This window comes from Micromonospora sp. U21, from assembly GCF_018070045.1.
Taxonomy (GTDB): domain Bacteria; phylum Actinomycetota; class Actinomycetes; order Mycobacteriales; family Micromonosporaceae; genus Micromonospora.
Window position 1 is genome coordinate 63,118 of sequence record NZ_JAGPYK010000014.1, and the last position, 21,458, is coordinate 84,575.

The 21,458-nt window shown below is 70.1% G+C and carries 24 protein-coding genes; 15 read left to right on the top strand and 9 right to left on the bottom strand.

Going from position 1 to position 21,458, the window contains the following annotated elements; genetic code table 11:
- Positions 1-97 precede the first annotated feature (97 nt).
- The gene (locus KBX63_RS19335; protein ID WP_210912641.1) at positions 98-1,789 is read left to right on the top strand and encodes a family 43 glycosylhydrolase; all 1,692 of its coding nucleotides are present in this window, start codon (positions 98-100) and stop codon (positions 1,787-1,789) included.
- A 160-nt stretch (positions 1,790-1,949) separates the two neighbouring features.
- On the opposite strand, the gene KBX63_RS19340 is transcribed toward KBX63_RS19335, so the two are convergent.
- Complete coding sequence (locus KBX63_RS19340) at positions 1,950-3,134, bottom strand: glycoside hydrolase domain-containing protein (RefSeq protein ID WP_307871764.1); 1,185 nt, start codon at positions 3,132-3,134, stop codon at positions 1,950-1,952.
- A 144-nt stretch (positions 3,135-3,278) separates the two neighbouring features.
- Between KBX63_RS19340 and KBX63_RS19345 the strand changes: the two genes are divergently transcribed.
- Positions 3,279-3,998 (top strand): hypothetical protein, encoded by a 720-nt coding sequence (locus KBX63_RS19345; protein WP_247662692.1) that lies wholly within the window; start codon positions 3,279-3,281, stop codon positions 3,996-3,998.
- 88 nt (positions 3,999-4,086) lie between these two features.
- Here the strand turns inward: KBX63_RS19345 and KBX63_RS19350 are convergent, their stop codons facing one another.
- Positions 4,087-4,695: a class I SAM-dependent methyltransferase gene (locus KBX63_RS19350; protein WP_210912645.1), complete on the bottom strand. Its 609-nt coding sequence runs from the start codon at positions 4,693-4,695 to the stop codon at positions 4,087-4,089.
- Between the two features lie 136 nt (positions 4,696-4,831).
- On the opposite strand from KBX63_RS19350, the gene KBX63_RS19355 reads away from it, so the two are divergent.
- The 7 genes from KBX63_RS19355 to KBX63_RS19385 all read left to right on the top strand — a co-directional run bounded on the left by KBX63_RS19355 (position 4,832) and on the right by KBX63_RS19385 (position 9,518).
- On the top strand, positions 4,832-5,254 hold the full coding sequence (locus tag KBX63_RS19355; protein ID WP_210912646.1) for a YbaB/EbfC family nucleoid-associated protein: 423 nt from the start codon (positions 4,832-4,834) through the stop codon (positions 5,252-5,254).
- Positions 5,251-5,574, top strand: coding sequence for a hypothetical protein (locus tag KBX63_RS19360; RefSeq protein ID WP_210912653.1), 324 nt, complete (start codon positions 5,251-5,253; stop codon positions 5,572-5,574). The genes KBX63_RS19355 and KBX63_RS19360 overlap by 4 nt, the downstream gene beginning before the upstream one ends.
- A 4-nt stretch (positions 5,575-5,578) precedes the next feature.
- On the top strand, positions 5,579-6,073 hold the full coding sequence (locus KBX63_RS19365; protein ID WP_210912654.1) for a hypothetical protein: 495 nt from the start codon (positions 5,579-5,581) through the stop codon (positions 6,071-6,073).
- A complete protein-coding gene (locus KBX63_RS19370; RefSeq protein ID WP_210912655.1) occupies positions 6,066-6,596 on the top strand; it encodes an endonuclease in 531 nt (176 codons plus the stop codon). The genes KBX63_RS19365 and KBX63_RS19370 overlap by 8 nt, the downstream gene beginning before the upstream one ends.
- Entirely contained in the window at positions 6,593-7,135 is a 543-nt protein-coding gene (locus tag KBX63_RS19375) for an SUKH-4 family immunity protein (protein WP_210912656.1), read from the top strand. Before KBX63_RS19370 ends, KBX63_RS19375 begins: the two co-directional genes overlap by 4 nt.
- Positions 7,132-7,671, top strand: coding sequence for an SUKH-4 family immunity protein (locus KBX63_RS19380; protein WP_210912657.1), 540 nt, complete (start codon positions 7,132-7,134; stop codon positions 7,669-7,671). The genes KBX63_RS19375 and KBX63_RS19380 overlap by 4 nt, the downstream gene beginning before the upstream one ends.
- Before the next feature lie 260 nt (positions 7,672-7,931).
- Positions 7,932-9,518 carry an FAD-dependent monooxygenase gene (locus KBX63_RS19385; RefSeq protein ID WP_210912659.1) on the top strand — a complete coding sequence of 529 codons (1,587 nt, stop codon included), beginning with the start codon at positions 7,932-7,934 and terminating at the stop codon, positions 9,516-9,518.
- Positions 9,519-9,758: 240 nt separating this feature from the next.
- Here KBX63_RS19385 and KBX63_RS19390 read toward each other — a convergent pair whose 3' ends face one another.
- Positions 9,759-10,688: an NADP-dependent oxidoreductase gene (locus KBX63_RS19390; RefSeq protein WP_210912661.1), complete on the bottom strand. Its 930-nt coding sequence runs from the start codon at positions 10,686-10,688 to the stop codon at positions 9,759-9,761.
- 66 nt (positions 10,689-10,754) lie between these two features.
- Positions 10,755-11,129, bottom strand: coding sequence for a hypothetical protein (locus tag KBX63_RS19395; protein ID WP_247662694.1), 375 nt, complete (start codon positions 11,127-11,129; stop codon positions 10,755-10,757).
- Positions 11,130-11,451: 322 nt separating this feature from the next.
- Between KBX63_RS19395 and KBX63_RS19400 the strand changes: the two genes are divergently transcribed.
- Positions 11,452-11,967 (top strand): SigE family RNA polymerase sigma factor, encoded by a 516-nt coding sequence (locus KBX63_RS19400; protein WP_210912663.1) that lies wholly within the window; start codon positions 11,452-11,454, stop codon positions 11,965-11,967.
- Positions 11,964-13,133 (top strand): hypothetical protein, encoded by a 1,170-nt coding sequence (locus KBX63_RS19405; protein WP_210912664.1) that lies wholly within the window; start codon positions 11,964-11,966, stop codon positions 13,131-13,133. The genes KBX63_RS19400 and KBX63_RS19405 overlap by 4 nt, the downstream gene beginning before the upstream one ends.
- Here the strand turns inward: KBX63_RS19405 and KBX63_RS19410 are convergent.
- Positions 13,130-14,680 (bottom strand): aminotransferase class I/II-fold pyridoxal phosphate-dependent enzyme, encoded by a 1,551-nt coding sequence (locus KBX63_RS19410; RefSeq protein ID WP_210912666.1) that lies wholly within the window; start codon positions 14,678-14,680, stop codon positions 13,130-13,132. The two genes, KBX63_RS19405 and KBX63_RS19410, sit on opposite strands and share 4 nt — an antisense overlap.
- A 167-nt stretch (positions 14,681-14,847) precedes the next feature.
- On the opposite strand from KBX63_RS19410, the gene KBX63_RS19415 reads away from it, so the two are divergent.
- From KBX63_RS19415 to KBX63_RS19425, 3 genes are all read left to right on the top strand, one after another.
- Positions 14,848-15,741: an SGNH/GDSL hydrolase family protein gene (locus tag KBX63_RS19415; protein WP_210912668.1), complete on the top strand. Its 894-nt coding sequence runs from the start codon at positions 14,848-14,850 to the stop codon at positions 15,739-15,741.
- A 258-nt stretch (positions 15,742-15,999) separates the two neighbouring features.
- Positions 16,000-16,359, top strand: coding sequence for a VOC family protein (locus tag KBX63_RS19420; RefSeq protein WP_307871765.1), 360 nt, complete (start codon positions 16,000-16,002; stop codon positions 16,357-16,359).
- A 106-nt stretch (positions 16,360-16,465) separates the two neighbouring features.
- Positions 16,466-16,909 (top strand): OsmC family protein, encoded by a 444-nt coding sequence (locus tag KBX63_RS19425; RefSeq protein ID WP_210912672.1) that lies wholly within the window; start codon positions 16,466-16,468, stop codon positions 16,907-16,909.
- A 34-nt stretch (positions 16,910-16,943) separates the two neighbouring features.
- Here KBX63_RS19425 and KBX63_RS19430 read toward each other — a convergent pair whose 3' ends face one another.
- The 4 genes from KBX63_RS19430 to KBX63_RS19445 all read right to left on the bottom strand — a co-directional run bounded on the left by KBX63_RS19430 (position 16,944) and on the right by KBX63_RS19445 (position 20,307).
- Positions 16,944-17,657, bottom strand: coding sequence for a hypothetical protein (locus tag KBX63_RS19430; RefSeq protein WP_210912674.1), 714 nt, complete (start codon positions 17,655-17,657; stop codon positions 16,944-16,946).
- A gap of 172 nt (positions 17,658-17,829) precedes the next feature.
- Complete coding sequence (locus KBX63_RS19435) at positions 17,830-18,975, bottom strand: RNA polymerase sigma factor (RefSeq protein ID WP_210912823.1); 1,146 nt, start codon at positions 18,973-18,975, stop codon at positions 17,830-17,832.
- 8 nt (positions 18,976-18,983) lie between these two features.
- On the bottom strand, positions 18,984-19,391 hold the full coding sequence (locus KBX63_RS19440; RefSeq protein WP_210912675.1) for a YciI family protein: 408 nt from the start codon (positions 19,389-19,391) through the stop codon (positions 18,984-18,986).
- A gap of 199 nt (positions 19,392-19,590) precedes the next feature.
- Positions 19,591-20,307 (bottom strand): TetR/AcrR family transcriptional regulator, encoded by a 717-nt coding sequence (locus tag KBX63_RS19445; RefSeq protein ID WP_210912677.1) that lies wholly within the window; start codon positions 20,305-20,307, stop codon positions 19,591-19,593.
- A 113-nt stretch (positions 20,308-20,420) separates the two neighbouring features.
- Between KBX63_RS19445 and KBX63_RS19450 the strand changes: the two genes are divergently transcribed.
- On the top strand, positions 20,421-21,404 hold the full coding sequence (locus tag KBX63_RS19450; protein WP_210912679.1) for an NAD(P)-dependent alcohol dehydrogenase: 984 nt from the start codon (positions 20,421-20,423) through the stop codon (positions 21,402-21,404).
- Positions 21,405-21,458: the final 54 nt, after the last annotated feature.

The following is a 21,458-nucleotide window of genomic DNA, read 5'->3' on the forward strand; positions in this document are numbered from 1 at the left end:
CAGTTCGTCCGGTGCGGGCCCGCCGCGGAGGCGGGTCCGCACCGCCGAACGATCGGGAAACCGCCACGAACCCCGCATCGAGCCCTGGAGGAAAGCGATGCCCCGCCTACCGTCCCGCGTTGGCCGGCTGTCCGCGCTGTTCGCGGTCGCCCTGAGCCTGATCGCGACACCGGTCGCGGCTCGGGCCGCCGACCCGCCCGCGATCGACAACCAGCCGTACGAGAACCGGTCGACCGTGGTCGGCGCCGGTGACTTCGTGCCCGTCTACGACCCGAGCGTCGGCGAGAACGAGCGCTGGTACTACAACGACCACACGATGGTGCGCGACCGCCGTACCGGCGAGTGGCACATCTTCGCGATCACCCACGCCGAGCCCGCCAACCCGCTCGACGAGCGATTCTTCGGCCACGCCACGGCGCCGTCTCCGCGTGGACCCTGGACGAAGCAGCCGTTCGCGCTGGAGGCCGACCCGGCCGCGGGGGAGAGCCACATCTGGGCGCCGTACGTCCTGTTCCACGGTGGCACGTACTACATGTACTACGCCGGCGGCACCGCGGACCACACTGCCTACCGGATGCAGCTGGCCACGTCGAAGGATCTCAAGACCTGGACCCGCCACCCGGCGAACCCCCTGTTCACCGACGGCTTCGACGGCCGCGATCCGATGGTCACCCGCGTCGGCAGCCAGTGGGTGATGTACTACACCGCCAACAGCACACCGGCGGGCGGCCACCACATCGTCGCCTACCGCACCAGCAGGGACCTGGTGCACTGGGGAGCCCGGCGGACAGCCTTCGAACACCCGGCCACCGGCACCTTCGGCGGACCGACCGAATCGCCGTTCGTGGTGCGGCACGGCGGATCCTGGTACCTCTTTGTCTGCTGTGAGAGCGGATACCAGGACACCCGCGTCTACCGCAGCGCCGACCCCTTCCACTTCAACGTCGACCAGTTGGCGGGGCAGATCAACGCGCACGCCGCCGAGGTGGTCAAGGACGACTCCGGCACGGGCGACTGGTACGTCACCGGCGCCGGCTGGGGCCAGGGCGGACTCTGGCTGGCACCGCTGAACTGGCGTACGCCGGTGGTGACGAAGGGTCGCGTCGTCACCACTCCCTACTACCGTGCCGTCGTGCAGACAGCACCTCAGGCGCGGCTGGTCTCCTACGACGCCGATCCCGCCGGACGTGGCGAGTACCGACCAGTCACGGACTCATCGTCCCGCTCCACGGCGCCCTACCTCGCGGTCGGAGCCTTCGGGCCGACAGACGTGGCGGGCGCCGCCAGGGACGTGACCGTCTCCGCCGACGGCACCGACCTGAGCCTCAACGGCATCCCCCTCGGAAACGAGCCGGTGACCGCCGACTGGCGCTTCCGGTTCGATACGACCACCACGGACCTCAGCTTCGTCTGGCACGTGGCCGGCCCCACCACCGCGCCGGTCTGGGAAGCCGCCTGGAGCCTGGACTCGGCCCTGCCGCGGCTCGGCGACCCCGGCCAGCAGGACAGGGACGGCGACGCGGCGGGTTTCACCAGTTGGACACTTGCCACCGACGACACGACCACGCTGGTGGCCGCCTACCGAGCGGGCTCGGCCTGGAACGAGGACAACCGGTGGTTCCACCGGCCCAGCGGATCCATCGCCTGGCAACCGCTGTGGCAGCCCGGCGGACGGTCGTTGCCCCTCGGTGACCTCCCCGGGGGAACCTGGCGGGTCGGGGTGAGCGGAACCGCTGCGGACACGTCATTCGCCGAGGCGCTGGCGGCAGGCCTCAACGGCTCCAGGTAGCGGCCCGGTTGTCCCGCCGGTGCGTTGGCGTGGACTTGCGGACCAGGCGGGGGCGCGAGGACGAACACCCTCGCGCCCTCGCCTGCGTGGCGTATGCCGCGACCTTGTGGACCCGGAGCGCGCTGACACCGCGCTTGGCGCTACCGGCCAGCGCGGGAGTTCAGACCCGGGTGATCCGCACCGCGTCGGCGACCACGTATCCGGTGCCACCGGTCCAGCGGCTCACACCGACCTTGTTGCCGGTGCCCGCGGACAGGGTGAACACGCCGATGGAGACCCACCGGCCGCCGTTGGCCCGCTGGTCGACGGACACGGACCTGTTCCCTGTGGTGGTCGCTACAAGATACGGCGTCTGGTTGTTGTAGCCGGCGTCGGCCGGGTACCAGACCGAGATCTCATAGTTTCCGGTCGCCGGGATGGTCGACCGGTACCAGGCGACGTCGCTGGAGGACAACGGGTTGGCGAATCGGTAGTCGGTGCCGAACCGTTGGCCGGAGTAGGCCGACGTGCCCCAGTCGGTGCTCGCCGTGAACCCGCCCGAGGTGCTGTTGTCGATGGTTGTGGTCCACTGCTGCGGCGGGGTCTGCGTAACTCGCACGTCGAGGTAGTTGCGGTCGATATTCATCGTCACACCGCCCCACGTCTCGGTGACGTCCCCGGCGTACTGGTGCACGCGCTGGTGGTTCGCGTAGTAGGCATCGGCGCAGTAACTTCCGGCGTCCGTGTCGGCCACCCCGTTCCACCACGCGATCCAGATCTGGTCGAGTCGCGTGTAGGTCGGGTTGCCGTACGCGTCGCAGACGTCCTTGATGCCGGACGAGCCGCTGGAGTACATGCCGGCGAGGTAGCCCCGTACGTGCAGCTGCTCGACCCAGCCGGACAGGAACGACAGCACGGCAGCCCGGCACGACGCGTTCGACGGGTACTGCTCGATGTCGTTGTAGATGGTGCTCGCGCTGCCGATGCCCAATGCCTGGGCGGCATTCGCGGCGCTGTTCGCCGCGGAGGTGCCTTGTGACCGGGCGGTGGCGGGATCGGCGGACATCTTCGGCGTGCGGGTGCCGCACGGTGCCTGGTACCCCAGTTCGATGGGGAGCAGCCGCCATCCGTTACTCGTCTGGTTGGCCACCCAGGTCGCGGTGAGGTTGGGCTGGGCGCAGGAGCGGCTGGCCCCGCTGATGTAGATGCCGATCGCGCCGTAGGGCGAACTGGCTCGCCACGCGTTCATCGCCGTCTGTGACGGGGCGGCGCAGGTGTCGAATCCGCGGCCGGTGAAGGTGCCGGGTTGCGGGCCGGTGGCCAACGGCGTCGCTGCGGTCGATGCCTGCGCGGGTATCGCGGCCACAGCAGTCGAAGTGGCCGGTGCCACCAGTCCTGCGGCAACAGTGAGACCTGCCACCCATCCAGCAATGGTTCTCATCGTCGCCTCCGCATCATGAAAATAGTCTTGCTGACAACCGGGTGCTACGAAGGTATTTACCATGAATCGATGAGCAGTAATAGAGGGATCGGGTCGCCCGGGACGCGCAACATCAAGAACGGGCCTATTGATCACTTGGAACCTTGTCGTACTAGTCTTCGCCGCATGGCCTTGCGACCGGACGAGTTCTACGACCACGCAGTCGCCGCCGCGGACAGTGAGCGCCGGCTCCCGTTGCCCCGCATGACGGGATGGGAGATCAGCCCGTTCGAGCCGGACGGACTGCGCGTGGCGCCGTTGCGCCCGCCGGTGCTCCCCGAGCCCGCGCGGCACGGCGAGGATCCGTCGGACTGCAACGCCTGCCGCGACCGGGACGAAGGGATCTGGTTCAACGATCACTGGCGGCTGGCCCGGATTTCGGGAGTGGGCGTCCCGCTGGTGCTCATGCTCCATCCGCGCGATCACTACGACATGGCGGATCTACCTGACGAACTGGCCGCCGAACTGGGGCTGTTGAGCACCCGCATCGTCCGTCACATGCAGGCACTGCCGCACATCTCGCGGGCCCACGTCTACCGCATCGGAGACGGTGGCGCCCACCTGCACGTCTGGTTCTTCGCTCGGCCCGAGGGGCAGGCCCAGTTGTACGGGTCGTGGCTGGTCGTCTGGGACGACCTGCTGCCGGAGTATCCAGCGGACGTCGCAGAGGCTGACGCTGAAATCGTGGCAGACGCCTTGGTCGCGTGCCACGGAGGCCACCGGTCGCCCGCCAGCGCACCGGCCGCCTGACCGGCCCGATCCACCGCCCGAATGTGCCTGCCCGGTACGGGACTCGGTTCCACTGCCGGTCCCGTCACCTGCCGGAGTCCATCGCAGCTCACCCTCCGGTTGCGATCGCCGCGATGGCGGCGTGCGGCCGACGGGTGCCGTCGCTGGGCCGCTGCAGGCGCTCAACTTCCGTGAAGCCGGCCCGCGTCAGTCGCTCGGAGAACTCGTCGACGGGCCACCGGTAGGCGGTCACGACCTTGTGGTCGAAGGCGGCGACCTCGTCACCTACGAAGAGAGCAAGCACCAACGTTCCGGCCGGGGCCATTACTCGCCGGAACTCAGCGAGCACTCCGTCGAGATCCTGCGGCGGCAGATGGATCAACGAACCCCAGGCCAGAATGCCGGCGACGGAGTGGTCGGCGACATCGAGGTGTTCCATCGACCCGAGTTGGAACTCAACGCTCGGGTGAGCCGCCCGCGCATGGGCGATGAACTCGGGGACCATGTCGATCCCGGTCGCGTCGACGCCCAACGAGCGCAGGTAGCCGGTGATATGGCCAGGCCCGCAGCCCAGATCGAGCACCCTGCCGGATCGGCCCGCCAGATGTCGCCCGATGAAGGCGAGGTCGTCGGGGTGCACCTGCTCGCTTGTGCCGAACAGCCCGATGTAGACCTCGGCGACGGACGCGTACGCCTGCCGGACCTTCTCCATGTTCACCGCATGACTATATGAGCTCTCAAATTCGCCTGTTGGAAGCGCTCGATGAGCGTGTGGCGTCCCCCTCACGGGACCACGCCGTTCGCCCGGTCTGACTACGATCTTCCGTGTTCCGGACGCCGTCGGAGGAGTGCGCATGTCGATGAATGAACCGGCGAGCGGGGAGTTCGCTCGCATGCTGGACGCGACGGTTGGCGCGTTGCGCGCCACCGGCACGGCGCCGGAGGACGAGGAGACCGCGCGCCTGCGCCGGATCGGTGAGTCCGCGGAGGGGCAGGTCCGCGCCGAGTTTGGCGTTGATGGCCGGCTGGAGTCGCTGACGCTGGACCCGCGGATGATGCGGCTCGGCTCGGCCGAGGTCTGCGACCACGTGATCGCGGCCGTGAACGCGGCGATCGACTCGATGCGCGGCGCCGGTCCGGCGCCGGCGCCCGGCGACCTCTCGCAGCTCACCGAGCAGCTCGAGCAGGTCCGTGACACGGCCGTGCCGCGGCTCGGCGCCTTCCTGCAGGCGCTCACGGACGCGCAGGAGCGGGTGGCCCGGGGAGGTGCCCGGTGAGCGGCTTCGAGGTCGAGCCCGCGCTGCTGCGTTCCGGCGGTGACGAGGTCATCGGCGCCGCCGAGCGCTTCATCGGGCAGCTGGAGAGCTTCGAGGCGCAGATGGAGGGGTACGGCGAGCCGTGGGGCGCCGACGACATCGGCTCGCTGATCGGCATCGCCTACGCGGAGGCCTCCACCTGGGTCCTGGACTGCATCGGCGTGGCCGCCGAGGAGATTGGATCGGCCGGTAGCGACCTGACGCGGATGGCCGACAACTACGAGCTGGTCGAGGAAGCCTCCGCGAACGCGCTGCGGGGCATCCAGGGAATGCTGGGGTGACGGCATGGGACTTCAGCTGCCGGGTGAGCTGATCACCGCACTCGGCTGGATCGGCTTCACCTGGCCCGAGGCCGATGAGGAGAAGCTGTTCGAGATGGCCCAGGCCTGGCTCGACTTCTCCGGCACGGTCGCCGGGGCCTCCGGCGAGGCCGGCTCGGCCGCGGCCGCGGTCTGGTCGCAGCACCACGGCGAGTCGATGCAGGCGTTCCAGAAGTGGTGGGCCAACCCGGAGAACGGTCCCGGCATGCTGCCGGACTACTCCCAGGCCGCGATGCTGATCGGCACCGGGCTGATCATCGCCGCCGCGATCGTGCTCGCCCTGAAGATCCAGGTGATCGTGCAGCTGGCGATCCTCGCGTTCCAGGTGGCGCAGGCGATCGCCACCGCGGTCGTCACGTTCGGCGCGTCGCTGGCCGAGATTCCGATCTTCCAGATGATCACGCGGGAGATCGTCGGTCTGCTGATCGACCAGGTGATCCAGGAGCTCCTCGATGCCTAGCAGGGCGCCGAAGAGCTCGAAGCAACGCGGCAACGCGGCCAAGCCGAAGGTTGGTAAGGGCGTCCGCGCGGCGGTGAAGAAGGCCGCCGCCAGGCCGGTGGTGCGCAACAACGACCTGCCCGAGGTCACCATCAAGGTGCAGCGCAGGTCGTTCCACGCGCGCGGCCAGTTCGACCGCAAGATGAACGCGCTGAAAAAGCTCAGCGACGAGGGCAAGCTGTTCAAGCAGGCGAACCCGGTCGCCCGGGACAAGAAGATCACGGCCGACTACAAGAAGCGCATCCGGCAGAAGATCTTCGACAAGTACTGGCCTCACGACAAGGCGATGGCGAACAAGCTCGCCGCCCGGCTGCGTAAGCAGCAGCCCGACCATGTGTGGGAGCTGCAACTCGGCGGCGCGGACGACGTTAGTAATCTGAAGCTCCTGCACGGCAGAACGAACTGGGATGTCGGCGGGCAGATCTGGCAACAGATCAAGAAACTGCCCGACGGCACACCGATCCGAATAGAGGTAGTGGATTGAATCCGGAGCTGCGGGAGCTCATCGCGGAGCTGCGTACCGACCTGGAGGCGGGCCAGCCCGCGACGCTGGCCTGGGCCCAGATCAACGAGGGCGCCCCGGCCGACAAGATCCCGGCCGATCTGCCGCAGCCGGTCCGGGAGCTGCTGGAAACCGCCAACGGCATCCTGGCCGGCGCGTTCGACCTGCCCGCGGTCGCGGACCTGGACGACATCCAGTACTACATCGAGCAGATGCCCGAGTTCACCGGCGTCGCAGACGAACCGGCCGAGTGGCTGGTCGTCGGCACGCTGAACGACGAGCCGCTGCTGATCCGGCGCGACACCGGCGCGGTCTGGTACTTCCCGGCGGAGACCACCGACGAGTGGTTCATGCGCGAGCTGTTCCTCGACGTCGCGCCGGACCTCGACTCGTTCCTCGCCTACTACGTCTTCGGCGCCGGGTACGGTGAGATCGGCTTCAACGACGACGAGTGGTGGGGCTTCCTCGACGAGCACGGTCTGACCACCTCCGACGACGAAGACGAGGAGGCGGACGATTGACCGCGACACACGAGGAGCTGACCGCGCTCTGGGGCGCCGACGGGATGATCTATTTCCCGCTCGACCGGTTCGACGACGTCCTCGGGCCGCTGAGGCCGGAGGTCTTCCCGCCGTTCGGGGCCATCCCGCTCGACGTGCCGATCCTGTTCACGGTCGACGTCAACGTCTCCGGCATGGAGCTGTTCTCCAAGCTGAATATCGAGATCGGCGACGCCGGCCCCCGCATCTACATCGTCCTCGGCAGCTCGCCCGAGGACCCACAGCTGCTCTTCTGCCTCGACGCGCTGACCGGAGCCGTCGTGCTGTTGGACCTGGAGACGCCCAACTTCGAGTCGGTCAACGGGACGTTCGCGGCGTTCGTCGAGTTCCTCTACCGGCTCGGGCAGCTCATCGCGACCGACCCGGGCGGCCGGGCCCGCGCAGCCCGCGCGGCCGCGATCCGCGCCGACCTGATGAACGTCGACTCGTCCGCGTTCGCCGACCCGGAGTCCTGGTGGAGCTTGGCCTTCGACCAGCTGGAGTCCACCAGCCGGTAGCCTCGTCGCCCGCCAGCCGCGCGCTCTTGCCGCAGCGGAGGCGACAAGGCCACGGACGGAACGCACATCCCGGACCAGGACTGTGTGGGCGACCTCGTGGCCGGGCACGTACTCCAGCACCTCCCGGCGGCACCGGCGTCGCACGGTCGATCGCTGAACGTGTGCACCCGGCGCCGATGGTCCCTGCCGTGCGCAACCGCGATGCTCCTTCGTGCACGTTCCCTCATGACCTCGGCCGGCTTCCGGCGTAACCTCGGCCGATGACATCGGTCGAGGTGTTGGTGGTCGGGGCGGGGCCGACGGGCCTGGCTCTGGCCCGGCAGCTGGCGGCCTTCGGTGTGCAGGTTCGTCTCGTTGACCGTGCCCGGGACCGGATTCACGAGTCCCGAGCGCTGGCGATCCAGCCTCGTACCCTCGAAGTCCTCAAGGGTCTCGGCGTGACAGATGACCTGGTGGCGGCGGGCAATCCGGCAGTGCGGATGTGCCTGCACGCGCGGGGCCGGGAGCGGTCGGTGCCGTTGTTCGACCTGGGCATGGAGGACACCGCTTTTCCGTTTCTGTTGTTCCTTTCCCAGTCCGAGACCGAGCGGCTCCTCGGCATGCATCTGGCGGCCGCGGGGGTTGACGTGGAGCGCGGCGTCGAGCTGGTTGGGATGGACCGCACCGGCGACGGCGTGGTGGCGACGCTGCGACGCACGGACAGCCGTGAGGAGCGGGTGGCGGCCCGGTTCGTGGTGGGCTGCGATGGCGCGCACAGCACCGTCCGCCACCTGACAGGGATCGGTTTCGAGGGCGGTTCGTACCCGCAAACCTTCGTCCTGGCCGACCTGGAGGCCGACGGTGTCTCCGGCGGTACGGCGCACGTGTTCCTCTCCGAGCACGGGATGCTGTTCCTCTTCCCGCTCGGCCGACCGGCCAGCTGGCGACTGATCGCCATGCGGCCGCCCGCCGATCCGACTCCGCCGGACACCGCCGTCACCCTCTCCGAGGTCCAGCGCCTCGCCGACTCCTTCAGCGGCGCGAGCGTACGCCTGCGCGACCCGGTGTGGATGACGAACTTTCGGCTTCACCACCGCGCCGCGGCCCGCTACCGCGCCGGGCCGGTGTTCCTCGCCGGCGACGCCGCGCACATTCACAGCCCGGCCGGTGCCCAGGGCATGAACACCGGTATCCAGGACGCGATCAACCTCGGCTGGAAACTCGCGTCCACCCTGAGCGGCAACAGCGACCGGGCTCTGCTGGACAGCTACGAGGTCGAGCGCGCGCCGGTCGGCCGGATGGTGCTGCGCTTCACCGACCGGGCGTTCACCATCGCCACCGCCACCAGTCCGCTCGTCCGGTTCGCCCGAACCCGGATCGCGCCGACGCTGATACCCCTCGTGATGGCGCCCAGGTTCATGCGTGCCAACGCCTTCCGCACGTTGGCGGAGTTGAGCATCGGCTACCGGCGAAGCCCGCTGTCGGCGCAGGGCCACGGCGCCCCACGCAAGGGACCCCGGGCGGGGGACCGCCTCCCTGACGCGCCACAGCCCGCCGGCGGGCTGACGCTGCACCAGCTCACGGCCGAGCCCGGCTGGCATCTGCTCCTGTGCGGGCCGCCCGAGGCCTGGCCACCCGCCTCCACCACCGTGCTGGATCGGTATCCGCTCACCGTGCACCGGCTCAGCACACCTGACACCGGAGCGATGGGGAGATCAGCGGCCGCTCCGGCTCTGCGCCGGCTCGGCATCGCCAGCGGCGCCGCCGCCCTGTACCTGGTCCGCCCGGACGGGCACATTGGCTACCGGTCCGGGGGCGGCGACCCGAGCGGGCTGCTGTCGTACCTGAACCGCTGGCTCGGTACGTAACTCCGCCCGCCCGGTTGTCCTCGAACCGAAGAAGGGCCCCGATGCCCACCCGCCCCGGTTAGCTCTGCTCCTGGGCCAAATGGCCGGTGGCCTCGAGACCTTCGCCGGCGGGCCCACCTCCGGCTTGTCCTCGCTTGCACCGGCGGCCACCAGCGGGACTCCGTGGTACAGGGCGGTCTGCACCCCGCCGTAACCGAGCCGTGCCGACGATCAGCACACCGCTGGCATTTCGCACACGGATCACGAGTGCTGGTCGTCCGCGACCTGAATGATCGTCTTGCCGGGTGTGCGGCGGTGGCGGGCGAACGCGGCGGCCGTTTCGGAAAGCGGTCGCACGGCGCCGACGGTGGTTTTGAGCCGTCCGGTCCGGAGGCGCTGGGCGAGGTCGGCCAGGCGGGCGCGATCAGGTTCGACGACGAAGAAGATGGCCCGCCCGTCCTTGGGCTGCACGGTAGGTGGCATGGCGATGGTGACGAGGGTGCCGCCGGGTCGTACCAGGTCGGTCGATCGCTCCAGGATGTCGCCGCCGATGACGTCGAACACCACGTCCACCTCGCCGACGCGCTGCAGATCGTCAGCGCCGAGGTCGAGGAAGGCATGCGCGCCGAGGTCGAGCGCGACATCACGGTCGTCGGCTCGGCCGGTGCCGATCACACGGGCGCCGACCTCCCGCGCGAGTTGAACGGCGATCGAGCCCACGCCGCCCGCGGCGCCGTGAATGAGGACGGTCTGGCCGGTCGTGAGATGGGCGTGGTCGAACAGTCCCTGCCATGCGGTCAGTCCGGAGATGGGCAGCGCGGCGGCCACGGCGTGGTCGATGTCGGCCGCGAGGGGGGCGAGGTTGCGAGCCTCCACCGCGGTGTACTCGGCCAGGGATCCGTTGCGGGCCCAGTCGGTCAGTCCGAACACCCGCTGGCCCACGCTGAGGCCGGTGGTTCCGTAGCCGAGCTCGACCACAACTCCGGACAACTCGTGCCCGGGAATGGTGGGTGTCCGGTCCCGACCGGCGCGATCGGACCACGTTGCCGGCCAGTCGAGTTCTCCGGGCGTGAAGCCTGCGGCGTGCACGCGGACGATGACGTCGTTTTCCGCAGCGTGGGGGTAAGGCATGTCGGTCAGGGTGAGCCCGCCGACACCCGCGTCACGGTCTCGTACGGTGATCGCTCGCATGCTCGAATCCTTCCAGGAAAGCTCGTCGGTACGGGGTGGTTGTGAGGGCTCAGCGCCGGTGTCCGATCAGCTCGGCCAGGGCGAACCGACGATACCCTCGACCGTCGTCACGCGCCGGAAGCCGGGGATGAAGTGTTCGAGCAGGTCGGAGTTCATGGTGCCGTTCGTGGTTTCGGGCGGTTCTTCAGCCCGTCGACCTGGGCTCGCAGAAACTCGTTCGTGAAAGTCCCCTCGTGGATGGACGGCGAGGATCTCGCCCAGCTGATCCTGATCGAGTCCGTCGAGGCCGAGGCAAGCGTGTGAGCGTGGAATCAGGCCGAAGAAGAAGACCCGTCGGGAGTGGTGGTAGACGAGAGGGCTGGTCGTTTTCAGGACGCGCCTGGTCGCTTCGGCGACCGCCGCTGTCTCCGGAATCTCCAACCCTGCGATGACCTCTGGCATGATCTCTGACCTTCTGGGAAGTTTCCGCGGACCGGGCGAAGTCCCAGCGTGTGCTCCACCAGGGGCGGCACCACGTCCCGCAGCCGGGTCCAGCGCGTGGCCTGCAACGTCGTGTCGCCCGTCACGGCCCGTTGCGCGCCAACGCGGGTCAGTAGCCCAGTCGCAGTTGAGGGAGGTGGCGTCTGCGCTGGTGACAGAGCGTTCTCCAGCGGGTTGGTGGTGCCACGGTCACGGGCGCTGATCTGTCATCCCGCCGAACTTCGGCGTTGACGCAACCTGACGGTCGTCCGGACCCGTCGGGTGTGCGGAGGAGGGAGCCTGGATGGTGGATGCCGAGCGTGAGTTCGTGGAGTACGTCTCCGCGCGACTGCCGAACCTGCATCGGACGGCCTTTCTGATGTGCGGCGACGCGCACTTGGCCGACGACGTGGTGCAGCAGACGATCACGGCGCTGTACGTGAACTGGCGCCGGGTCAGCCGGGCCGACAACGTCGACGCGTACGTGCACCGGATGCTGGTCCACAAGCTCGTCGACGAGAAGCGGTTGAGCTGGGCGAAGGTCCGGCTGCTGGGGTCGATGCCGGAGCCGGAGCGCCGGCCGGTCACGCCGCACGACGAGCTGGCCGAGCGCGACAGCCTGGTCGCCGCGCTCGCCCACCTTCCCCGCGGCCAGCGCACCGTACTGGTCCTGCGGTTCCTGTGCGACCTGTCGCTGGCCGACACGGCTGCCGCGGTGGGCTGCTCCGAAGGCAACGTGAAGTCCCAGACGGCTCGGGCGCTGGCGGCGGTCCGCCAGGTGCTCGACGTCGCCGAGATGTCCGGGAGGAGTCCGAAATGACCACGTTGGACGACCAGCGGATCGCCGCGCTACTGCGATCGGCGCCGGTTCCCGAGCCGCGCGTCGACGTGGGCCGGGCGGTCCGCGACGGCCGGCGTCGCCGCCAGCGCCGCCGCGTCGGCGGGATCGCCGCGGTGACGGTGATGGCCGGGCTCGGCGCCGTGGGCGCCGTCCAGCTCAACGGGGGCGCCAGCCGGCCGGCTCCGGCCCCACCGGCCCTCGCGGCGTCACCGGACGGGACCGTGTCGACCGCCCCGCGCTCGGCGGTCACCTGCGAGGCGTCGTGGTTGCCGAAGCCGATCGGCGGTCCGGTCGCCGTGGCGAACGGCGTCGACCCCACCGGGCGGTACATCGTCGGCGACATCGGCACGGGGCAGGAGGACGGTCGGGTGGTGCTGTGGACCGACGGTCGGGCAGACGTCCTGCCGGCCGGCGCGCGGCACGCGGCCGCGGTCAACGCCGGCGGCGACGTGGTCGGCACCAATGGCGACGGCACCGGCTGGGTGTACCGGGATGGGAGGCTGCGCTTCCTGGCCACCCCGCGCGGCTACCAAGCGGTCCTCGTGCACGCGATCAACGGCCGGGGCGACATCGCCGGCACCGCCAGCGGAGCCGGCGACTCGCACCACGCCGTGCTGTGGTCGGCGGACCGCCCGCAGGAGTACCGGCTGGTTGGCCAGCCCGGATCCGCCGCGACCGGGATCACCGAGGACGGCACGGTCGTCGGCGCGATGGGCCAACTGCCCTACCGGTGGACGCCGCAGGGCACCGGGGTGGCGCTGGCCGTGCCCGACGGCTACCCGCGCGCCTCGGTCGACTCGGCCCACGGCGAATGGGCGATCGGCATGGTTCCCGGCCGCCAGCAGGGCGGTGGCACACAGATGCTGCCCGTACGTTGGAACCTCACCACCGGGGCGGCGAGCCTGCTGCCGTTCCCGGGGGCGACCGGGATCGCCGGAAACGGCGACCTGCTGGTCGGCGACGGTGCGCCGCTGGTCGTCGCCCCGGACGGCACGTCCCGCCGATTGCCGGGCCCGCCCGAGGTCCGGGCCACCGAGGCGGGCACGTACACGGCCAACGGGATCAGCGACGACGGTCTGACCGTGGTCGGTGCCGTCTACGAGAAGCAGGCGTACCGGCCGCTGGTGTGGCGCTGCCGCCGCTAGAGGTCGCCGGCCCGGTGCATCTGCTGCATACGCCGACCCTCGACAGTCTCCTCGACCACCTGATCGGCAGCCCGGCGTACGTCGTCGAGCAGGATCTGCATGTCGCGTCGGGTGGTCCGGTAGTTGAGCACGCACCCGCGCAGCGCGAAGCGGCCGTTGATGGTCGCGTTCGACAGGTACGAGCTGCCACCCTGCTGCAGTACCACCATGATTCGTTCGTTGAGGCGGTCGAGTTGCTCCTCATCGGTCTGCGACCGCGAGCCGGTTTGTGCGCTCGGCGGCAGGTAGCGGAAGCAGAAGATGGAGAGTTCGACCGGCGCGAGCAACTCGAAGTCGTCGCTGCCGTCGACGAGCTCGGCCAGGTGACGGGCGCAGTCGATGTTGCTCTCGATCGCGTCGCCGACCGCTCCCGACCCGGCGTGTGCCAGCGTCATCCAGACCTTGAGCGCCCGGAAACGCCGGGACAGGTCCGGGCCGTAGTCCCAGAAGGCGAAGGCCTCGGCCGCTTCGGTCTGCATGACCCTGGTGTAGTCGGCGTCCAAGCTGAAGGCGGGCCGCGCCGCCTCGGGGTCGCGGTAGATGAGGCAGCCGCAGTCTGCGGGCAGGTAGAGCCATTTGTGTGGGTCGAGGGCGATCGAGTCGGCCTCCGACAAGCCGTCGAAGAGCGGACGGGTCGAGGGGGCGAGCCGTGCGAAGCCGCCATAGCAGGCGTCGACGTGCATCCACAGCCCGTACTCCCGCGCGACCGCCGCTATGTCGGCGAGCGGGTCGACCGCGCCGGTGACGACGGTGCCCGCGTTCGCCACTACGCAGAACGGTTCCGCCCCGGCGGTCCGGTCTTCCTCGATGGCGCGGACGAGGGCGTCGACGTCCATCCGGAAGGATGCGTCCACCTGGATCTCGCGGACGTTGGTCCGCCCGATGCCGAGCAGTGCGGCGGCCTTGTGGATCGAGTGGTGGGTCTCGGTGGACGCGTAGACGCGCAGCGGCGCCGGGTGGGCGGCCATGCCGTGGGTGGCGACCGTGTCGCCGCAGTGGCGGTGTCGGGCGGCGGCGAGGGCGGTGAAGTTGGCCATCGAGCCACCACTCGTGAGCAGGCCACCGGCGCCCGGGTCGCAGCCGAGGGCCTCCTTGATCCAGTCGATGACCACGTGCTCCAGCTCGGCGGGAGCCGGTGCCGAACGCCACGCGGTGAGGTTCGCGTTCAGCGTCGACGCGAGGAGGTCGGCCACCGCGGCGACGGCGGTACCGGGGGCCGAGACATACCCGAAGAAGCGGGGGTGCCCGTTGTGCCGGGTGCCGGGTACGACCACCTCGCGGAAGACCCGGAGCAGGTCGGCGAAGGCCCGGCCCTCGACGGGCAGCGGCTCGGCGAGCAGATCCTTCAGCGCGGCGGCGGAGGTTCGCGGGGCTATGGGCAGGTCACGGATGGAGTCGTGGTAGCCGGCGACCCAGTCGACAGCGCGGGCGACCATGTCCCGGATCTGCTCCGCCGAGGGGTCCAGGGCGGAGTCGACGCCGCGCCGATCGGGTGAGATCGAAGTCATGGCCGGGAGAGTAGTGCGGATGGCGTTTCGGCGATCTCGCGCGTCGCGTGCATCCCCCAATCCACACCCCGGACCAGCATTTAATGAGGTCTATCTATATTGACGTCTGGCGCTGGCAAGGGCAGGATCTCGGCACCACCGCCACCGTGATCCCCCTGGGAGGCGCCATGACCCGTCCCCGCCTGCCGCTCCTGCGGGCAGCCACCCGATTGGCCGCACTCGCCGTGGCCACCGCCGCCGTGCTGCTCACCGTCGCCACACCAGCCAGCGCCGCCGTTCCCGCCGGCCGCTACGCTGCACTGGGCGACTCGTACACCGCCGGTCCGCTGATCCCCGCCCAGATCGACCTGAACTGCCTACGGTCCAACCGCAACTACCCTTCGCTGGTGGCCGCGTCCGCCGGCTCGTCGTCGTTCGCCGACGTGAGCTGCTCCGGCGCCACCACGGACGACATCCTCTACGGTGGCAGCGGCCAGTTGGGCATCATGGTGCCACCGCAGCTCAGCGCGGTCACGTCGAACACGGCACTGGTGACGGTGCAGATCGGCGGCAACGACATCGGCTTCTCCGGGATCATCAGCGCCTGTGCGGAGGCAAGCCTCAGCAGCCCCCTCGGATCGCCGTGCAAGAACCGGTACACCGCCGGAGGCACCGACCAGTTGCAGGCCCGGATCGCCGCCACCGTGCCGAAGGTGACCGCCGTGCTGCAGGCGGTCCGCCAGGCCGCGCCGGGCGCGCGGGTCGTGGTGCTCGGGTACCCGGCGATCCTGCCGGACACCGGGTACGGCTGCTGGCCCGTCGTCCCGATCGCCTATCAGGACGTGCCGTACCTGCGCGGCATCGAAAAGTCGCTCAACGCGATGCTGGCCAGCACCGCGACCGCACACGGCGCCACCTACGCCGACGTCTACACCCCGTCGATCGGCCGCGACGCGTGCAAGGGCAGCGGTACCCGGTGGGTCGAGGGACTGGTGCCACAGAATTCGGCCGCCCCGTTCCACCCGAACGCCCGCGGCGAGCAGGGCATGGCCAACGCCCTGCTCGCCACGCTGAACAGCTGACCCGGCCCGCTACCGGTTGAGCCCGCCCCGTCGAGCAGCGGCGGGGCGGGCTCACCGGGCACCGCCCCGTGGAGCTGGCGCCGCCCATCTCCTCGGCTTCGTTGTCGGCCGGTACGTGCTGCACCTCGAACCGGTCGCTCATGACGGTCAGCATGGAGGGTTGACGCAGCACCAGGGTCAAGTCCGCAGGCCCGCTGCTCGCCTGTGAGAAGGTGGTTCATGCCCTTGAACAGGTATCACCTCAGAACCTCGGTCGCCGTGTCCGACATCCGAAAGGCGGTCGCGTTCTACGAGGGCAAACTGGGCCTACAGGTGCTGCGGTCCGGCCCCAGCGCCACCATTGCCGACGGCAGCCGCGTCTACGGTTCTGGTGGCGGGCCGGCGCTGAACGTGTACCAGTCGGGCACTGCCGGAAAGTCCTCGGCGACACTGGCGACGTGGTACGTCGACGACATCGACCAGATCGTCGACGAGCTCGTCTCGTCCGGCGTCGAGTTCACTCGCTACGAGCAGTTCGAACACGACGCCAGGGGGATCACCGCTCGGGCCGGCGGCGGACGTATCGCGTGGTTCCAGGATCCGGACGGCAACACCTTCGCCCTCGAGGCCGACGTCTGACGCCCTGTCGGGGATGAGGCGTCGTTCTACGCGCTGCGCCGCACCCGATGCGCGGCACGGGCCACCCGCAGCAGGCGGCGCCAGGAGGCCTGGGTAGTTTCCTGTCATGAGTGATGACACCTTCCGCTCGGTGGAAATCGAGCGCACCAGCGTGGGGAACTACGTCGCGCGGAACGTCCGCGGCGGAGAGATGTCGATGGGCACGGGCGAGGACGCCAGCTTTACGCCGGTGGAACTGCTCCTGGCCGCCATCGGTGGCTGCACCGCGATAGACGTGGACCACATCACCAGCCGGCGCGCCGAGCCGACCCGGTTCTCCGTCGAAGTCTCTGGCGACAAGATCCGGGACGAGGCCGGAGGAAACCGGATGCAGAATCTCAGGGTCGAGTTCACCGTGACGTTTCCGATGGGCGCGGACGGCGACAGGGCGCGCGAGGCGCTGCCCCGTTCGCTCCAGCAGTCGCACGAACGGCTCTGCACGGTCTCCCGTACCGTCGAACTTGGCACTCCCGTCTCGATCGTCGAGGCTGCCGGGCCCACCGGGGACTGAGGTCTCCGGGCGGATCGGTCCGGCCGCGGTGTCCTCAGACCAGGAGACGCTCGCGCATCCTCGCGCCCAGGTTGATCCCGCCTACCGCCCGAGGGCCGGTTGGATCGTGCACGCCGAGGGTGTTGTTGCGGCGCATCAGCTCACGGACCGGAGGTGGCAGCCGGGGCGGGTCGTCCATGGCCGCGAGGACCTGCCCGGCACTCGAGATCAGTCGATCGGCCAGGGCGGCGGCGTCGGTGTCCACCCGCACCCGGCCGTACTCCCAGCCGGCAGTGGTGAGGTCAAGCACCTCGAACACGCGGGTCAGGAGGGGGGTCGGGTCGGTCACCCGGTGGAGCCGCGTCGCCTGGGTGCCGACCACCGTGACGGCGGCGGCCACCTGCGCGTACGGGTGGAAGCCGCACGGCAACGCGAACAGTGGCCACCGCAGGGCCGGGCCGGCCTCCCTCCACAGCGGCCGGTAGTTCCGGCGGTGCACCAGGAGCCGCCGGCCCGTACGTCGGTGAATCTCGTGGGCCTGGGCCTGTAGGTCCGCGTGGGCCTCGTCGGCGACCAGGCTCACGATCCGGGCGGCCACCACCAGGCCGTCGTCGCCGTTCAACATGGCGGTGACCGCCTCGACCTGCTCGGGAAACCGGATCCGCGCGTGCGCGCCGTACCGGCACTGGACGTCCCGCAGCAGCGCCTGCTGCCGCTCAGGATCGAGCTGGACCCGCCCGCCGCCCAGCAACCGCCGCAGCCAACGCATTGTGCCTCGTTTCAGCAGAGCCGTCCCGGACCGCGGCAATGCTAGTGCGTCGGACCTCCCTCGTCTGGTGATGGGGTGCCGTGCCACATCTGCTCCCGTCGAGGCAAGATCGCCCTCGTCGTCAGCGACGACAGGCAGGCACATGACGACGAACCCAGGAGGCAGGCGCCCGTCAGCGACACCGGCGGGCGTTGAGGCGGGCGGCCTGGCGCGTCAGGTGGTCGCGCTCGGCGAGGTTCGGGGCCTTCTGGGCCGCCTCGACGTACAGCCGTGCCGCCCTGTCCAGGTCGCCGTCGCGTTCGTGGAGGTACGCCGCCACCGCCGTGTGACGGGGGAGTGCGTCGTTCAGCGCCGCGAGCGCCGCCAGACCGGCACGCGGTCCGTCGGCCTCGCCGACGGCCACTGCGCGGTTGAGCCGGACGACCGGGCTGCCGGTCAAACGCGCGAGCTCGTCGTACCACTCGACGATCTGCACCCAGTCAGTCTTCTCGGCGGTGGGTGCGTCAGCGTGCAGGGCCGCGATGGCGGCCTGGGCCTGGAACTCGCCCAGCCGGTCACGGGCGAGGGCCGTCTGCAGGATCTCGACGCCCTCGGCGATCGACCTGGTGTCCCATCGGCCGCGGTCCTGTTGGGCGAGCGGCACCAGGCTGCCGTCGGGCGCGGTCCGGGTGGCGCGCCGGGCGTGGTGGAGCAGCATGAGGGCGAGCAGCCCCGCGACCTCGGGGTGATCGATCGCGGCCGCGAGCTGCCGGGTGAGCCGGATGGCCTCGGCGGCGAGGTCGACGTCGCCGGAGTAGCCCTCGTTGAAGACCAGGTAGAGGACACGCAGCACGGTGGCGACGTCACCAGGCTGGTCGAACCGCACGCCGGAGACGGTGCGCTTGGCTCGGCTGATGCGCTGCGCCATGGTCGCCTCGGGCACCAGGTAGGCCTGGGCGATCTGGCGGGTTGTCAGCCCGCCGACGGCGCGCAGCGTGAGCGCGACCGCGGACGACGGCGTCAGCGACGGGTGGGCGCACAGGAAGTAGAGCTGGAGCGTGTCGTCCACCGCGGGCGTGGGCCCGGGCGCCGGCTCCTCGTCGACGAGATCCTCCCGCCGGCGGCGGGAGGCGTCCGCCCGGGTCGCGTCGAGGAACCGGCGCCAGGCCACGGTGACCAGCCAGCCCTTCGGGTCCCGCGGCGGATCGGCCGGCCAGACACGGACCGCCTCGACCAGCGCGTCCTGCACGGCGTCCTCGCCCGCCGCGAAGTCGGCTCCGCGGCGGACGAGGATCCCGAGCACGCTCGGCGTGAGGCTCCGGAGCAGGGCCTCGTTCATCTGGGAGGTCACTCCGTGATGGTGGGCGGCTCGGCCAGGAACGGGCGCAGCTCGAGCCACTCGTGGATCGGCTTCCCGCCCGCCCCGGGGGCCGCCGACAGCTCCCCGGCCAGCTCGACGGCGCGCTCGTAGCTGTCGACGTCGATCACCATCCAGCCGGCGATGAGGTCCTTGGTCTCGGCGAATGGGCCGTCGGTGACCGGCGGGCGACCCTCGCCGTCGTACCGGACGAACGTCCCCTCGGGGGCGAGCGCCTGACCGTCGACGAACTCGCCGGTCCCCTCGAGCCGGGCCGCGAAGTCGCGCATGTACTGCACGTGGGCCGAGATCTCCTCCGGCGTCCACTGGGCCATGGGCACGTCGTTGACCGCAGCCGGGGCACCGCGGTAGTGCTTGAGCAGCAGGTACTTGGCCATGGTGTTTCTCCTCGTCCTGGTGCGACCCATTCTGATCGCGTTCAGTGCGGGGACGGAGCCGGTCGCCGGTTCTCGACATGGCCGTCCGAAATTCTTGCGCTCTCGCGGCACCGGTGAACGTCTCACCGACGCGGCCGCGGCTCAGGCCAGGTCAGCGGCGGTGAGCGGCGGCACGAGGCGTGTTACTCGTGCTGACGTCTCAGCGAGGCCGGCGTGACGATGTCCAGCCCTGCTGTCGCAGCCGTTCGATGCCGTCCAGAAGCAGGTCCAGCGCGAACTCGAACTCGAACTGGTCGTCACAGCCCTGCCCCAGGACGGACGCGTCGTCGTGGGACGCCGCCATGGCGATCTCCGCGACGTGCGGGAATCTGGCTGCGATCTCCGGTGGTAGGGCCGCCGGTGGGTCCGGGTTGCTGGCGCCGGACCGGCCGGCGCGTCGGGAGGCGTCGAAGAGTTCCTGGCTGAAGCCCAGGATTCTGCTGCCCATCGCGTGCATCACGTGGTGCGCGAGGTCGACGGAGAACCCGCCGGCACGGAACGTCCCGATCATCGCGTCGAGGTACGCCAGGATGGCCGGCGTCGCCATGTTCCGCGACTCGATCGCGAGCGGCGCCCAGGGGTGGCGTTGCAGCACCTGCCGCGCCGAGAGGATGCGCTCGCGGACCGCGTGCTTCCAATCGGTGTCGGGCACGGGCGGATCGATCTCGCCGACGACCACGTCGATCATGCCGTCGAGCAGTTCGTCCTTGTTGGCCACGTGCTTGTAGAGGGCCATCGGCACGACGCCCAGATCCTGAGCGAGGTTGCGCATGCTGAGGGACTCGATCCCGGCCCCGTCGGCGAGCGCTACGGCGGCGCGCAGGATCCGGTCCCTGCTCAGCGGCGTACGTCGCAGCGTCTCGGCCTGCTCAGCCATCTCGCTCCTCATCGTTCGGCGGGCGATTGAACCATAATCCCCTTGACAGGTGTACGCCGTACACCTACATTCTTTCATAAGGTGTACGCCGTACACCGGGGGAGGGGTGAAAGATGAAGGCGATCATCCAGGACCGATACGGTCCGCCGGAGACGCTCACGCTCGCGGACGTGGACGCGCCGGTGCCGGCCGCCGACGAAGTGCTCGTGCGGGTGGAGGCCGCCGCGCTCAACGCGTACGACTGGCACGCCATGCGTGGCGATCCACGGATGGCGCGGTTGGCATTGGGCCGGTCAGGGCCCCGGGCGCGCATCCGTGGCCGGGATTTCGCCGGCCGGGTCGAGGCCGTCGGCACCCACGTTCGACAGGTCCGGCCGGGCGATGCCGTCTTCGGCGACCTCGGCGACGCCAACGGCGCGTTCGCGGAGTATGTATGCGTGCCCGAGACTCTGGTCGCGGCGAAGCCGGCGAACCTGACGCCGCAGCAGGCGGCCGCCCTGCCGCTGGCCGGCACCACCGCGCTCATGGGTCTCTGCGGCGCCGGGCAGGTCGAGCCCGGCCACCGCGTTCTCATCAACGGCGCCTCCGGCGGCGTCGGCACTCTGGCGGTCCAACTCGCCAAGGTGCTCGGCGCGACCGTGACCGGCGTGTGCAGCACCCGCAATGTCGGTCTGGTCCGTTCCCTCGGCGCCGACCACGTCGTCGACTACACCCGCGACGACTTCGCCCACGACACCCGCCGCTACGACGTCGTGTTCGACCTGGTCGGCAACCGCTCACTCACCGCACTCCGGCGGGTGCTGACCCCGACCGGGACGCTGGTGCTCTCCGGCGGCGGCGTGTACCGCGGCGGCAGCCTCATCGGACCGATCGGGCTCATCGCGCGCGGGCGGCTGCTGGCACCCTTCATCCGACACCGCATCGTCGTACTCACGACGGCGCCCAGCCGGCAGCACCTCGACACGCTCCGCGCCCACGCCGAAACCGGCCGCCTCACCCCGGTCATCGACCGAACCTATCCGCTCCACGAGGTGCCCCAGGCCATGCGATACCTCGAAGGTGAGCACGCGCGGGCGAAGGTCGTCATCACCGTCTGAGGTCCCGCCATCGGGCACCGTTGCATGCTGATCGGAACGATGTCGGTCGGTCGC